This is a genomic window from Ensifer sp. R1-3, assembly GCF_056739175.1.
Genome location: NZ_CP096515.1, coordinates 3374969 through 3388062 on the forward strand (window position 1 = coordinate 3374969; position 13094 = coordinate 3388062).

The 13094-nt window shown below is 59.3% G+C and carries 14 protein-coding genes and 1 tRNA gene; 6 read left to right on the forward strand and 9 right to left on the reverse strand.

What is annotated here, in order from left to right:
• The first annotated feature begins 344 nt into the window (after positions 1–344).
• The gene (locus tag M1D43_RS15960) at positions 345–608 is read left to right on the forward strand and encodes a helix-turn-helix domain-containing protein (RefSeq protein ID WP_153314333.1); all 264 of its coding nucleotides are present in this window, start codon (positions 345–347) and stop codon (positions 606–608) included.
• A 70-nt stretch (positions 609–678) separates the two neighbouring features.
• Here M1D43_RS15960 and M1D43_RS15965 read toward each other — a convergent pair whose 3' ends face one another.
• The 6 genes from M1D43_RS15965 to M1D43_RS15990 all read right to left on the reverse strand — a co-directional run bounded on the left by M1D43_RS15965 (position 679) and on the right by M1D43_RS15990 (position 5809).
• Positions 679–1791, reverse strand: coding sequence for an HNH endonuclease (locus tag M1D43_RS15965; protein ID WP_498814023.1), 1113 nt, complete (start codon positions 1789–1791; stop codon positions 679–681).
• Between the two features lie 344 nt (positions 1792–2135).
• A complete protein-coding gene (locus M1D43_RS15970; protein WP_210251806.1) occupies positions 2136–2867 on the reverse strand; it encodes a hypothetical protein in 732 nt (243 codons plus the stop codon).
• Positions 2848–3621, reverse strand: a complete 774-nt coding sequence (locus tag M1D43_RS15975) for a terminase large subunit domain-containing protein (protein WP_153314339.1) — start codon at positions 3619–3621, stop codon at positions 2848–2850. The genes M1D43_RS15970 and M1D43_RS15975 overlap by 20 nt, the downstream gene beginning before the upstream one ends.
• Positions 3622–4360: 739 nt before the next feature.
• Complete coding sequence (locus tag M1D43_RS15980) at positions 4361–4846, reverse strand: hypothetical protein (RefSeq protein ID WP_153314340.1); 486 nt, start codon at positions 4844–4846, stop codon at positions 4361–4363.
• A 190-nt stretch (positions 4847–5036) separates the two neighbouring features.
• Positions 5037–5540 carry a hypothetical protein gene (locus M1D43_RS15985; RefSeq protein ID WP_153314342.1) on the reverse strand — a complete coding sequence of 168 codons (504 nt, stop codon included), beginning with the start codon at positions 5538–5540 and terminating at the stop codon, positions 5037–5039.
• On the reverse strand, positions 5537–5809 hold the full coding sequence (locus M1D43_RS15990) for a hypothetical protein (protein ID WP_153314344.1): 273 nt from the start codon (positions 5807–5809) through the stop codon (positions 5537–5539). The genes M1D43_RS15985 and M1D43_RS15990 overlap by 4 nt, the downstream gene beginning before the upstream one ends.
• A gap of 218 nt (positions 5810–6027) precedes the next feature.
• Between M1D43_RS15990 and M1D43_RS15995 the strand changes: the two genes are divergently transcribed.
• From M1D43_RS15995 to M1D43_RS16005, 3 genes are all read left to right on the forward strand, one after another.
• A complete protein-coding gene (locus M1D43_RS15995) occupies positions 6028–7002 on the forward strand; it encodes a hypothetical protein (protein ID WP_153314346.1) in 975 nt (324 codons plus the stop codon).
• Between the two features lie 334 nt (positions 7003–7336).
• The gene (locus M1D43_RS16000; RefSeq protein ID WP_153314348.1) at positions 7337–7792 is read left to right on the forward strand and encodes a helix-turn-helix domain-containing protein; all 456 of its coding nucleotides are present in this window, start codon (positions 7337–7339) and stop codon (positions 7790–7792) included.
• A 19-nt stretch (positions 7793–7811) separates the two neighbouring features.
• Positions 7812–8963, forward strand: coding sequence for a tyrosine-type recombinase/integrase (locus M1D43_RS16005; protein WP_340086019.1), 1152 nt, complete (start codon positions 7812–7814; stop codon positions 8961–8963).
• A 217-nt stretch (positions 8964–9180) separates the two neighbouring features.
• On the opposite strand, the gene M1D43_RS16010 is transcribed toward M1D43_RS16005, so the two are convergent.
• Together M1D43_RS16010 and cpdR1 are read right to left on the reverse strand one after the other, a co-directional pair.
• A tRNA-Val gene (locus M1D43_RS16010) sits at positions 9181–9255 on the reverse strand.
• A gap of 283 nt (positions 9256–9538) precedes the next feature.
• Positions 9539–9901: a response regulator CpdR1 gene (gene cpdR1 / locus M1D43_RS16015; RefSeq protein ID WP_003531148.1), complete on the reverse strand. Its 363-nt coding sequence runs from the start codon at positions 9899–9901 to the stop codon at positions 9539–9541.
• Positions 9902–10091: 190 nt separating this feature from the next.
• Between cpdR1 and M1D43_RS16020 the strand changes: the two genes are divergently transcribed.
• Positions 10092–10973, forward strand: coding sequence for an N-formylglutamate amidohydrolase (locus M1D43_RS16020; protein WP_010970220.1), 882 nt, complete (start codon positions 10092–10094; stop codon positions 10971–10973).
• Positions 10974–11274: 301 nt separating this feature from the next.
• On the forward strand, positions 11275–12054 hold the full coding sequence (gene hisN, locus M1D43_RS16025; RefSeq protein ID WP_003531143.1) for a histidinol-phosphatase: 780 nt from the start codon (positions 11275–11277) through the stop codon (positions 12052–12054).
• Here the strand turns inward: hisN and M1D43_RS16030 are convergent.
• The gene (locus M1D43_RS16030; RefSeq protein WP_003531142.1) at positions 12051–13034 is read right to left on the reverse strand and encodes an alpha/beta fold hydrolase; all 984 of its coding nucleotides are present in this window, start codon (positions 13032–13034) and stop codon (positions 12051–12053) included. The genes hisN and M1D43_RS16030 overlap by 4 nt on opposite strands.
• Between the last annotated feature and the right edge of the window lie 60 nt (positions 13035–13094).

Genomic DNA, 13094 nt, shown 5'->3' on the forward strand with positions numbered 1-13094 from the left:
GTCCGTCCATTCAAAGTTGTTCTTTGCCAGACGCTGGATTGGTGCCTGGCAGTCTCGGCCGGCTCGGACTTGCCATTTGCTAGCCCAGCAGTCCAAGTCCGCTGCGCACTCAGCTTCTTCCCTCTCGCTTGCGGCCGCGGCCGACGCTTGCTCCGCTGGGTTTGGGTCCTTCCCCCACCCGAAATACCAGTAGGCCCCGACAAGCAGTATTGCCCCCCAAATGAGGTTCTCGGCAGCATAGTTTTTCTTTTCCATCATCAACCCCCAGCATCCAACGTTTAGATAGCGAAATCCTGTGGCAATCGCCAGTGGGTTAATAGCCTCCAGACCGCTTCATTGTGCCGATGAACGGTCGTGCGCTTATCGCCTGGAATTTGCGTCGGATCAGAGTTTCGAAGGGTCTCTCCCAAGAAAAGCTGGCCGCTGACGCAGGCGTGGATCGTGCCTATTTTGCAAAGCTGGAGCGTCAAACCGCCAATGCCGGAATTGACGTCCTCGACAAGCTTGCGCAAGCTCTTTCGGTGGAATTATCGGACTTCTTCGCAAAGCCTCCAGAAGGGGCGGCACCGCCGGCTACCTTGAAAGGCGGTCGCAAGAAGACAGGTTAGCTCGCGACAAGGAAAGTCAGTCTCATCGTTCGTCATTCACACCCTGGCGCTTGTAACAATGTTGCGCGCCTTAAGGAACGAAGATTTCCGATCTGTGATACTTCAGATAATACTGATTGCCGGACGTAATGAGAGACAACGGCCTTAAAGCATCGAGACCGAATGCTCTTCTCACCGTTTCGCTCACCTTCGAAGAAACCATTACGGCTCCTTTCTCATCGAATGAGATTAGGCCCTTGTCGAACAAGCTATCCAGATGCACGGCCAGCAGAATGCCGTTGTCGGGATCGCGCTTCTCCTTCGGGCTGGACTGGCTCCACGGTTTAATATGTGAGGCACGAAGCGCTTCGAGCATATCGACGTCGGTGAGTGCACATCGACCCGTAAAACGTTCGATAAGGTCACTCCTGAATTGCTGCTGGCCAAGGCGGGCCGCGCGGGTTACCTCAGTTTCGGTTGCGGGGTCGACATCAGGCTCTTTGGCCAACTCTAATTGATCGGGGATGCGCCCTTTGCCCGTGAGTGTTCTCAGGAAATTATGAAGCGATCTGTCGTCCCCAAATCCGAAATCTAGGCCGTAAGGTATTTTGCCTTCACCGTGGTTCAAGCGTTGGGGAAACTTGCGCATGGTCGCATTGTGATAATAGACGCGCTTTGCCGGACGAATTGCACCCGTCAACTTTAATTCGGTCAGCCGCTGTTCCCACTCCGGGCCGATGACGAGAGGGAAGGACGTGGTCAGTTGCTTCACATACACGGTCACGTCGCCTCTCGTCGCGCGTTGTGTGTGGACACCGGGAGCGTCTAGGCGGAAGCCGTTCGCGGCGAGCGCATCGGCGATTTCTGAGTTCATGCTAGCTTCAGCAAAGGACCAGCGCATAAGCACCGGGCGAGTATCTTGGGTGTCGATAACTCGGCCGGCGCCTGCATACACAAAGGGTGTGCGATCTTGAGATCGGTGGAAGATGTGTACGGGAAAGTCGCCAGACCGCAGCTTAACTATTTGTGGCTGATTAATGCTCGATCCCCGTTTGCCGTACCAAACGAGGATGTCGCCATCCCAGTGGTTGTCGTAATCATGTCCGGTGCGACCAGCGACGCCAATGTTGCAGAATATGAAGAACTCGTTTTCGTACTGAGTGTATCCAGTCGCCCAGTCTCCGCCGCGTCGATCTTCAGGCACTCCGAGAATGTCCTGCACCTGGGCACGTGTGTAACGTTGTCCCTTTTTGCCCCTGAACGACACAGACCGCCCCCATACACGATTGATGTTCGAAACTTTTCGTGCAGGCTACGATCGGAGTTGTAAACATTTAACGAGTGCTGGAGCAAATTGTGTCGAAGTATTTTTATGGTTTCAGGCAAACGCTTCCTTTCCCGCCAGGCAGCTGGGTTCCATGCGGACCATTCGAGACTTATGAAGAAGCAGTGACCGATCGGAAGCGGAGCAAGGAATGGGATTGTGAGCTCAGTCACGTTTTTGCAAGCGCGACCAAGGAAGACGCTGAAAAGGTGCTAGCTGGCTGGTCATGAAGAACAAGCCGTATGAGCCGCACGCTCAGCCCGCCATACCGCAAGCGCGAGAGCGAGCACTAAATCATCATGCTCACCGTCTCGCCAAACTCCATAGCTGTCGTGTCCAGCGGCGGAGAGCTTCCGGCGCATTTCGGACAGTTCCCGCGCGAGTGTGCCCGCGTGCTGGAGTTCACTTGAAATCTTCAAAGCGCCCGCTTGGAGCACCACGAGAAGTGTGTTGATAAGGTCGCGCTTAGGCACACGGGGCGCGCGTCGCGCACCTGTGACCTTGTCCCCACCGTGAATAGTCACTGCAACGGGTTGCAAATCGGCGCTGCGAAGCATGTCCAAAACGGCGCGGCCCACGCCTGTGGCGTCGACGACAAGCTGAGAGGCGCCAGCGAGCGGGGGCCGGGCCATGAGATCGGCTGTCATTTCGACGAGCTGCGGATAGGGGAGGCCCCGAACGCGGTCCAGATGAGGCACGGTAAGACCAGTCTCTGCCTTCTCGACTACGGCGAACGCCGTGAAGTCGACAGCCTGCCCGAGATCGAGACCAACGAAGTATTTGACAGGGCTCGCTTCATCGCGACGGGAGCGCCATCGCCCCGTGTCCGGATCGACATAAAGACTGCCACGCGGGCGTGTTCCGGGAGCATTCGCCCGGTCGGGCTCATAGATCACCCTTCGGGTGTGATTGGGATCGGAGAAGTCGCGAACGATCTTAAGCGGCATGATGTGCACCGAAATTCGTTGGGGCAGAGAAGAGTGGCGGCACGTCTGGCGTCATCGCTCGGGCAATTATGTCGGTGGGGAAGAGCTGTTCGTCCGTGTCGACAAATTCACACAGGTATTCCTGCCGATAGCGCCACTCGGGCTTCGCGGCCCTCTCTAGGGCCAAAAATTCGGGTGTTATGCGCGGACTTTCGAGAGCGGTGACGCGGGTGCGGGACCATGCCGGGTCTTCGCCAGCCCACGCCTCATAGAACCATCCGCGCCGCCCGTTCGGTGTCGTCATGGCGATGAGGCGGCCACCGGCGGCGAGCATCGGCGTCACCGCGTGGAAAAGCTCGTCCTCAATCCAAGCTGCCTCATCGAGAATGACAAGCCTAGGACCGGAGAAGCCGCGCACCGTAGTTGGGTTACCTGACAGAGAGACGATGCGGGAGCCGTTCGGCAGTTCGATACGCTGTGCGCTCTCTGCTTCGGGGGCGGTGTCGGCTGCCTCGCGGTGAAAGGAGCACACCTTGCGGAAAAGTTCTCGCGATTGCTGCTGAGAAGGAGCAAGCAAGAGCACCAGCGAGCCGGGCAGATAGATTGCAGCGTGTGAGGCCAATGCTCCGGTGACGGTGCTCTTCCCGAGCTGGCGGGAGCTGAGGAGAAGGCTTCTCTTGGACGTCGAGCGGAGAAAAGCGCGCTGCCAAGCGTCAGGCGGGTAGCCCGCTTCCGCCATGAAGAGAGCGGGGTCAAGGGCCATCGCGAGATCGTGGGAGATCATTGCAGAGCCTCCGTCTCGGCAAGCACCTCAGCAACAGCAATCCGCGCTTCTGCGAAGGGCCCAAGAGCGGTCATGAGAGCTGACCTGAGACGAGCCCATTCGGGAGATAGCTGGAGAGGCGGCGAGGAGCTATCACCGACGCGGGGCATCAGACGAGCAAGTCGGTCCAGGACATTGACCGCTGCCCGATTGGCATCCAGGGCGAGCTTGGCGTCACCGGAGGCGGAGGCGCTTCGAAGGATTTGGACGGCGCTGTCTCTCAGTTCGCATGCCAGTGCGTAGGGGTCGAGCGGTGCCGAAGGCGCTGCGCTGATGGCTGATGTCTGGTTTTCCTGTGCTCCGCTTCCCTCCTCGTATTGCAGGGTACACGTGGGGGAGGGCAGAGCCGGTCCTCCATCCTCAATTTGCAACGCACGAGGCGGTGTTGACGAAGACCGCTCTGTAAGCGCGTCCGGTGCAACGGGTTGCAATACTGTCAACGTGTAAGCCTCGCTTCTCAGCTCCGTTTTGCACCGAGATGCGGAGTAATGCGCCTGAGCAGAGGCTCCGAGGCTTGCAGATAAATGGTTCTGAGCATGCCGGTGAAGAGCTGCCGGTCTCAGGCCGAAGTCAGCCGCAACAGCTCGAAGCGAGCGACCCGACACGAGCTGTGCTTCAATCGCTGTCCTTTGAGGATGTTCGCAGCAAACACATACTCGGGCCATTTCAGTTCATTCCTTGGGATGTCTCGTTTGTTGTTCTAGTCCGCCGTCTCGATTGTCTCGTTTGCAGCGGTGTTGCCCTGGTGGCCTGCGTCGATTGCTGAGGCATTGGTCACGCGGGCGCGAGCATTCTTCGTGGCCGGTGCGGTGACGGTGTCCTTGAGGATCAGCAGAGTGGAGAGCCGCACGCTGTCCTCCGTGAATAGCTGGCAGGCTGCCTCCAGCGCTTCTTTGTTAGGTCCCGACCGTTGCTCCGCCTCCTCGCCCATCAGGCGCGCAATCGTCACGAGACCGGCGCGCACCATCTCGGTGGTAAAGATGACTTGCTCGTCCAGGTCTTCGATCATGGATGCAACGGCGGGCGGGATAGCGGCGTTCGTGCTGGTGCGGAAAAGGTCAATCACAGACAGAGACAGAAGGAACTCCGGCGATGACCGGAGGAGATCGCGAGGTGACACCAACTCGAAGGGCTCGGGATTGGTCGCCGCTTCGAGAGCGTCTGGGAAATCGGGGCTCATGGTCATCGTGCGTATTCCTGTCTGGTCCTGGTGGAGTTGGGGAGCGAATGCTGGCGACGGACTGGGCCTGATCTGGACACTGTCGTCGCTCGCCTCCCCCGAAGGGGTGCGGTGCCGGTCCGACGAAGGTATGCCACCGGCACCGCATATCCCCGCCCGGCGAGATGCTTCCGAGCAGGAATAAAAGAAAGAGATTTCAGGGCAGGCGCGGATAGAAGCCGCGATGCCCGCTGCCGTTGTCGTGGAAGATGATGAGGCCATGGCACTCCAGCTCGGAACGGGCAGCGATGGCTTCATTTTCCGACACACCAAGCGCGGTCTTGACGGTGAGAGCGGAGAGATCAATGAGCTGAGCACCGCGGTATGCTTCATCGGCCCTCACTGCGAGGCTGAGGAGCTGTGCAGCATCGGGGGACAGATCGACCTTCAGAGCCCTCACGCGGTAGTGGAGATCAACCGGCGCGGCCTTCTCTGCTTTGATCCCGGCGGAGGCGTTGTCGTCCACGATGAGAATACTCTCGATGCCCGACGATGACCGAGTGCCGGCTCCGGTAGCGGGAATTTTGCCACGGTTGATGTCGTTGAGTGCTGCGTCCATTGCCTTCGCCTTCGCAACGCGCTGCTGGTGCTCCAGTTCGGAGCGAGAGAGGCTCATGTCCGCTTTCTTGGCGGCGGTGTCAGGAATGAGTGGGGCGGTCATGGGCTTTTCCTTTCGGTGGGTGGAGGTAAGGCGCTGGCCTGCGGTGCAACGGGTTGCATCGGCATGCGTTGAAGAATATCGGGGTCGATGCCCTCAATGCGGCTCATAAGGTCCAGAAGAGCTACTCTGAAGAAAGCGCTCTTGGTCGCGAAATAGAACTGGTCGCCAGGACGGCCCAGCCTCACAAATGAGTTCAGCTTATCGTTGAAGTCATTATCCACGTGCAGCCCAACAAGCACGTCATCTTTCCTGTCACTCCACTTGCGCATTGATGTTACCTGAGATCTATTGTTATCTTGTATCCAACATATACCGAGGTGCACATGGCATCAAACTATTTATGAGCTTAAATAATTTATTCTTTTATATGTCTAAGTGTTCGTCAAATATATAATATGATATACACTAGTTTTTTGTGGTAACCACAAGTTATTTTTGCTAATCCTCTTCTTAAGAGTGGCGCGAACACGTGAAAAGGATTGCTCGCATGACTTCTAGCCATGATTACGAATATTCAGAGTGGGGTGGTGATGGACCAGACTACGATCCGAATGCCATTGAGGCCGATAGGGGTTTGGCATTGCGGAAGTGGGTCACTCATCCTGGTGCCGATTTTCTCAATCGGCTTTGCCCCTTCGGGCACCGCGAAGATTTTCCTGACTTCGCTTGGCTCGAATACCCGGAGCCTGCAGCGCTCATCGACGCGCTGAAGTACGGCTTCAACGCAGTCCAGGACTACTATCAGGCGATGTATCTGGACCGCGTGCTTGGAGGCGGGGCCACCGATGAGGAGCAACGTGTGCTGCATGTGGTCATGCGGAAGACCTTTCAATTCGGGAAGCTGTGCGAGGCGCTGACACTTGGCGTTTTCGTCGATGGTGCCTGCTCAAGAGACGGCTCTCTCCAGCGGTCGCATACATACGGCTTCATCGTCGCTCCACCGACCGGACTTAATAAACCGCGGACGGTTAGGGCACTTAAAGGGCTCATCGCGAAAAGGTTGATCGACCGAGTGAAGTCGAATTGGAGCCCTCGCAGCAACGTGGTCTCATACGTCTACTGCCCGCTTCCAATGGAGGAGGCGGTGGAAATGATGTTGTCCTATGCGCAAGCCGAACTGGCGAAAACACACCCCCGACGCGCGTTTGAGATATGCCGCGCTCTGGCGAACGAGATCAGCGAACGGTGCGGGGAGTTTTTCTCAGCGGCCGATGAAGAGCGGAATGAGGCGACTGCAAAGCGCGCATCGGCCTTAGCAAAACAGAACGAGCGCAAAGCAGCTAAGCCCTGTGCTCAGGAGCCTTCGTTGCAACTGGTTGCGACGGCTGCCGAAGTACAGCACCCGGATACCCGTCAAATTGGCGGGTGTTCCCGTTTTGATCGTTCCCTCCGGAGAGAAAGGGCCATTCTCTCTGGAGATAAATCGTCATTCTCTGCAGCGAGAAACACAAGCGTAAAATAATTTAAGCTCAGAAAGTCCAAGCCACCGCCGGCTTCCGCTTCGCTCCGCCGGAGCTGGTTTCTCCGGCCGAAGAGAACGCTACAGATCGTCCCCGGAAGGAAATGTCAGTCAAAGTGTTTCGCCCGGCGGTGAATGTGTGACCCTTCGGGCGGCTGTCGGAGAGCAATGAGTAATGGTGACAGGCATGACTTTAAGAAAAACTGGAGAAGGCATGTCGCTCGGAAGTCACGTCTTCAAGCGCATGCGCTTTGCGAGCGGAGCGTCGGAAACACCGTTCGAGGGGTTCGACTTTTCTCTCCATCTGTGCGCGCAAAAAAAGGAGGCTCGCTGAAGGATGTCTAAGCAGAATACAGTCGAGAACCTACTCGATCGCCTCGGAGCCTTTGTGTGGGCTTCCTACGAGGCTGACAGGCGGGACAATCCTCATCGCTTCGTCGGCAGCCCGGACGGACTGGGCAGCGAGTTCCTCTTTGTCGAGAACGTCGCTCGAATGCTGGGGTGCGGTGTGGACTTCGTTCGCCGCATTCCCCGAGGCGAGCTGCCTGCGTCAAAAATTGGCGCTCGCCTGATCTATCGGCGGGCCGACGTGGTCGATTTCATCAACTCGCGACGGGATCAGGGAGCCGGTGCCAAGCTGGTGCCAGCTCGAAAAGTGCGCACGCCCGTCGCAAGGGAGCCGTTGCAACTTGTTGCATCGGACAAGGGTGGGTCATTCGACCCGGTGAGCTACGTGCGTAGTCTGACGAAAAGGGAAAACCAAAGAGATGACAAAGGCAAAACTAGAGGCTGAGAAGATAGGACCATTCCGAGTGGCCCCGCGCATCCGAGACGGTGCGCATACAGGTACGTGGATTGTAGATGTTCCGCCGCACCTATCACCCAACGGAAAACGTGCCCGTCACACGCTGCCAACGAAGGCTGAGGCGCTGGCAGAAGCCAAGCGAATGCTCAGAGAGCTTCAACTTGACGGCGCTTTATCAGGGCGCGGGTTTGCTCCGAAGGTGAGCGGTGTCACGCTCGCTGAAGTGTCGAAGCGATGGCTGGAGGAGCAAGCCGACCGCGTTGCAACCGGCAAAAAGCGGCAATCATCCTTGGACGCGGACGGCTTCAAGCTCAAGGCCATCCTGGGGAAGTTCCTCGACACCGATGTCTCCAGCATCGGGACCAAGGAAATGGCGGACTATCAGAAGCACCGTGTTGACGTGGGATGCGTAGCGGCGACGATCAACGCCGAAACCTCTCTCTTTCTCCAGGTGCTCCGGTGGGCGCACGAAAAAGGTCTTGTGGAGAAACTCCCCAAGGTTGAACGCATCCCCGTGCCGGTGAAGCGTGTGGATGTGCCCACGCCTGAAGAGATGTCCCGCATCATGGACGCTCTCGGGGAGCAGAGGGCGTTGCTGGTGCGCTTCCTAGCGGAAACTGGTGTCCGCAAGACAGAGGCCTACACGCTCGAATGGTCGGACCTGGACACGGCAAATCAGCTCGTCTCCATTCGCCGCAAGGATGGCTTCACGCCCAAGACGCGCCACTCGGACAGAGACATTCCGATAAGCGCTTCCCTGTGTGAGGCACTCTCGGCAGCGAAGCAGGCAGCCCGAGCCACGGCAATGAAGGCAGGCGAGACGCCACCCGCCCTTGTCTTCCCAGGGCGATTTGGCGGCAAGCTCGTAAACATTCGCCGTGCGCTTGCTAGCGCGGTGAAGAAGGCTGGGGTGAAGCGGAACGGACAGCCGCTCAAGGTCTCTCCGCACGTTCTACGGAAGGCGATGGCGACTTGGCTTCACATGCGCGGTGTGCCGGACGCTCTCCTCCAGCCGCGCCTGGGTCATGCGCCGGGAAGTCGCGTGACGAAGTCGGTCTATGTGAAGGTGACCACCGAGGACATGCGCGCCTCGGTGATCGATCTGGAGGCGGAGCGCCGTGCTCGCATGGGCGCTGCGGAAGCTGCGAAGACGGCCTAAACCACCCGCTGCCCGGTGCCAGATTTGGCACCAGGAGAGAGGTGGCGAATGCCCGGTGCAACGGGTTGCAATCGGGGGTCGGCAAAGGTCTGGTGAGAATGCATTTCGTGCCTACCGAGTGCCAGATTTGGCGCCGTTTCACCGCCCGAACTTGGCACCATCTGGCACCAGAAACATAAAAGGGCTCAGCAGTTTCCCGCTAAGCCCTTGAAAAGGATGGTGGGCGTGACAAGGATCGAACTTGTGACCCCTACGATGTCAACGTAGTGCTCTCCCGCTGAGCTACACGCCCATCCGATGCGGCGCATAGACCACAAAACCGGCGCCCGCGTCAATAGGCTTTTCGAAGGTTTTTGGCAGAAATTGCGCAGGGTCTGAGCGGCGTGATTTCAGGGGTATCGGCGTTCTTTTCGGACATCTCGAAGTTCCGTCGAGCGCGCTAAGGCGTTGAAATAACGAAGCCGCCATCGATGCTGATGATCGAGGGCGGCTTCGAGGCAATGCTTGCGCGGAAGGAGCCTTTGGCCTTCGGCGAAGGGTGCGCCGGAAAGCTGCGGCGCACATATGTTCGCTGCTCAGGCGGCCAGCATCTTGTTGACCTCGTTGACGAGGTCGCGCAGGTGGAAGGGCTTGGAAAGAACCTTGGCGTCTTTCGGCGCCTTGGAATCCGGGTTCAGCGCAACGGCGGCGAAGCCGGTGATGAACATCACTTTCAGGTCGGGGTCGAGTTCGGTCGCGCGGCGCGCGAGTTCGATGCCGTCCATCTCCGGCATGACGATGTCGGTCAGGAGAAGCGAAAAGGGTTCTTCGCGAAGCCGGTCATAGGCGCTGGCGCCGTTGTCATAGGAAAGAACCTTGTAGCCGGCTTTTTCCAGCGCCTTCACAAGAAACCGGCGCATGTCGTTGTCGTCTTCGGCAAGGAGGATTTTCGCAGTCATATCTGGCCGTGGCTACTTCTTCTGGGTGCTGGTGGATTGCGGCAGCTCAGCAAACCGCAACATGGTAAATATCTGGTGAACGGGCGCGATCAAGTCCCTTGAACCAGCGGGCGGCCACTATGGACACAGAGGCGACCAACTGGCAACATGATCTGAATAGCAAGAACCGGACATGGTAAAAAGGGTTCCGATGGGGGAAGCGGTTGAGTGGGAGTTTTTCGAGGTTCTGGAACCCGCAAGCCAGAGGATACCTTTCGTTTTCAACTCCCCGCATAGCGGCCGGCATTATCCCCAGTTCTTTCTCGACCAGTCGCGCCTCGATCCGCATTCCATCCGCCGTTCCGAAGACCATTTCGTCGATGAACTGTTCCGCAGCGCCACGTTTCTGGGGGCGCCCTTGCTCCGGGCGCATTTCCCGCGTGCCTTCCTGGACGTAAACCGCGAACCCTACGAACTCGACCCGCGCATGTTCGACGGCGCCTTGCCGCCGCACGCCAATATCAGTTCGATGCGCGTCGCCGGCGGCCTCGGCACCGTGCCGCGCCTCGTCGCCGAGAATATGGAAATATATCGTGGCCGTTTTCCGGTCGAGCAGGCGCTCGAGCGCATCGAGACGATCTACAAGCCCTATCATGCGACGCTCAGAAAGCTGATCGCCCGCACCCATGTCGAGTTCGGGATGTCGATCCTCATCGACTGCCACTCGATGCCGGGCAACGTGCATCTGCCGGGAAGCGGCCATCGCCCGGACTTCATTATCGGCGACCGCTACGGAACGAGCGCGGCGGCGGAACTGTCCCGGGTGGCGGTGGAGCTTCTGGAGCAACTCGGCTATGCGGTCGCGCGCAACAAGCCCTATGCCGGCGGCTTCATCACGGAACATTATGGCCGTCCGACGCGCGGACTGCATGCGTTGCAGATCGAAATCAACCGCGGCCTCTATGTCGACGAGGCAACCCTGATCAAAAAGCCGGGATTCGCAGCTCTCGAGGCCGACCTCGCAACCTTCATCGCGGCGCTCGCGCGGCACGTCGAGGATTTCGGCGCCTATCTGCCGCTGGCCGCGGAATAACAATTCGAAAAGGCTTTTGAGCGCCCGGCGGCGGAACGCTGCTCAAAAAGAACCGCGCCAGCGGCGCGGTCAAGTCTAGGGAGGAAACACCCAAGGAGGGTATTTGCAGCCACGAGTGACTGCAGAAAAACTGTAATGCTGCGGTGCACAATTGTCAAGATTCGAAGACGCAGACTTTCGTATCGGTGCAGGGTGCGCTCTTCCGACATGCCCATTCAGCGACTGCCGGCGCCGGTCCGGTCGTTGCCTTTCCCTGAATTTCGTCTATTCAGATCGAACCTCCTCCCTCGCAGAGAGCGACATGCTGCCCGACCGTACTTTCTTCGACCGTCTCGCCGACGCCGCCAAGGCCGAAACCATGCCGCGCTTCCGGGTTGGCACGAGTGTTCTCAACAAGCTCGAAGGCGGCTTCGACCCGGTGACGGAAGCCGACAGGTCGGCTGAGGCGTCGATCCGCGCGCTGATCGAGAGCAGTTTTCCGGAACACGGCATTCTCGGCGAAGAGCACGGCAATATCGGTCTCGACCGCGAACTCGTCTGGGTCATCGACCCGATCGACGGGACCCGTGCATTCATCTCCGGCCTGCCGGTGTGGGGCACGCTGATCGGCCTCTACCGGAACGGCAAGGCCGTCATGGGGCTGATGGACCAGCCCTTCACCGGCGAGCGTTTTTTCGCCGACGGCGAGAAGGCGCTCTATCGGGGACCTGACGGAGAGAGGGTGCTCGCCACGCGGCCCTGCCATGCGCTTTCGGATGCCGTTCTGTTCACGACATCCCCGCACCTCTACACGGGCGAGCTCAAGGAGCGCTTCGAGGCATTGCAGGAGAAGGTGCGGCTCTTCCGCTACGGCTGCGACTGCTATGCCTTCGCGCTGCTTGCAGCCGGCCATGTCGATCTCGTCGTCGAATGCGGCCTGAAGCCCTACGACGTCGGCGGGCTCATTCCGCTGATCGAGCAGGCGGGCGGGTTCATCACCGACTGGCAGGGCGGGCCGGCGGAAATGGGCGGCGAAATCATCGCTGCCGGCAGCCGCGAATTGCATGCGCACGCGCTTGAGGCGCTCAAGGGTCGGGTTTAAGCCTCTTCCAACTGTCGCGGCAGGGAGGCGGGGTCCTCCGCATCGGCGCCCGGCAGAAAGGCCAGGATCGCGGCCATCGCCTGGGCGCGATAGCGGTCGGCCTCCTGCAGGAGTTCGTGCCGCGCGCCGTCGATCGGGATCAGATGCCCTGCACGGAAATTGCTGGCCAACCGCTCGACCGGGAGATACGGCACGAGCTTATCGGCCGTCGGGGCGAGTATGACGGCCGGTATGGTGATCCTCGTCAGATGTTCGTGCTTGAGGACGCGCCGGATCGTTCGGAAGGCTTCGCTCAGCCAGCGGGCCGTCGGCGGTCCGACCCGCAGTTGCGGACGCGCATCGATGAGCGCCAGGTTACGGGCGTAGCGCCGGTCGTCCGCGGTCAGAACATTGCCCCTAAAGGGGGTACCGTTGCCTTTGTCGGAACTCAGCGCCAGCCTCCCGAGGCCGATCCAGCGCATGACCGTCGCGATCGCTGCGATACCCCGTTCGCCGATCGCCTGGCCCCCCAGACCGACGAAGGGGGCAAGCAGCACCATCCGGTCGATGCGGCTTGCGAGCATGGGAGCGAGCGACAGGGCGACGAGCGCCCCCATCGAATGGGCGACGATCGAGAAGGGCAGGCGGGTGTCGGGAAGGACGATCTCATCGAGAAAAATCGTCAGGTCGCGCTCGTAATCGGTGAAATCCTCCACATGGCCGTGGGTCCATTGCGGCGACAGCCGCTCGGAGCCGCCCTGTCCGCGCCAGTCGAAGGTCGCGACCCAGAAACCGGCCGCCATGAGATCGCCGATCGTTTCGAAGTATTTCTCGATCGACTCGTTGCGACCCTGCAGCAGGACGATGGTGCCGCGAATGACCGGGGCCTTCGACCTGAACACCGCGTAGCGGATCTTGCGGTTGCGGGCTCCGTCGAAAAAGCCAACCACCGGATCGCCCGGCATCGGATTTTCCGGCATCGAGTGAAGGAGCGTGGTCATGGGGCGTGGGCCAGAAGGAACATGCAAGTAGGGATAGGCGGCGGCCCGCCACCCGTCAAA

Bases quoted from the DNA above. Each gene is read 5' to 3' on its own strand.
- M1D43_RS15990 (WP_153314344.1), bottom strand. From the start codon at position 5,809: ATGCGCAAGTGGAGTGACAGGAAAGATGACGTGCTTGTTGGGCTGCAC.
- M1D43_RS15975 (WP_153314339.1), bottom strand. From the start codon at position 3,621: ATGATCTCCCACGATCTCGCGATGGCCCTTGACCCCGCTCTCTTCATG.
- M1D43_RS16030 (WP_003531142.1), bottom strand. From the start codon at position 13,034: ATGACCACGCTCCTTCACTCGATGCCGGAAAATCCGATGCCGGGCGAT.
- M1D43_RS16020 (WP_010970220.1), top strand. From the start codon at position 10,092: ATGGGGGAAGCGGTTGAGTGGGAGTTTTTCGAGGTTCTGGAACCCGCA.
- M1D43_RS15995 (WP_153314346.1), top strand. From the start codon at position 6,028: ATGACTTCTAGCCATGATTACGAATATTCAGAGTGGGGTGGTGATGGA.
- M1D43_RS15960 (WP_153314333.1), top strand. From the start codon at position 345: ATGAACGGTCGTGCGCTTATCGCCTGGAATTTGCGTCGGATCAGAGTT.
- M1D43_RS15980 (WP_153314340.1), bottom strand. From the start codon at position 4,846: ATGACCATGAGCCCCGATTTCCCAGACGCTCTCGAAGCGGCGACCAAT.
- M1D43_RS16000 (WP_153314348.1), top strand. From the start codon at position 7,337: ATGTCTAAGCAGAATACAGTCGAGAACCTACTCGATCGCCTCGGAGCC.
- hisN (WP_003531143.1), top strand. From the start codon at position 11,275: ATGCTGCCCGACCGTACTTTCTTCGACCGTCTCGCCGACGCCGCCAAG.
- cpdR1 (WP_003531148.1), bottom strand. From the start codon at position 9,901: ATGACTGCGAAAATCCTCCTTGCCGAAGACGACAACGACATGCGCCGG.
- M1D43_RS15985 (WP_153314342.1), bottom strand. From the start codon at position 5,540: ATGACCGCCCCACTCATTCCTGACACCGCCGCCAAGAAAGCGGACATG.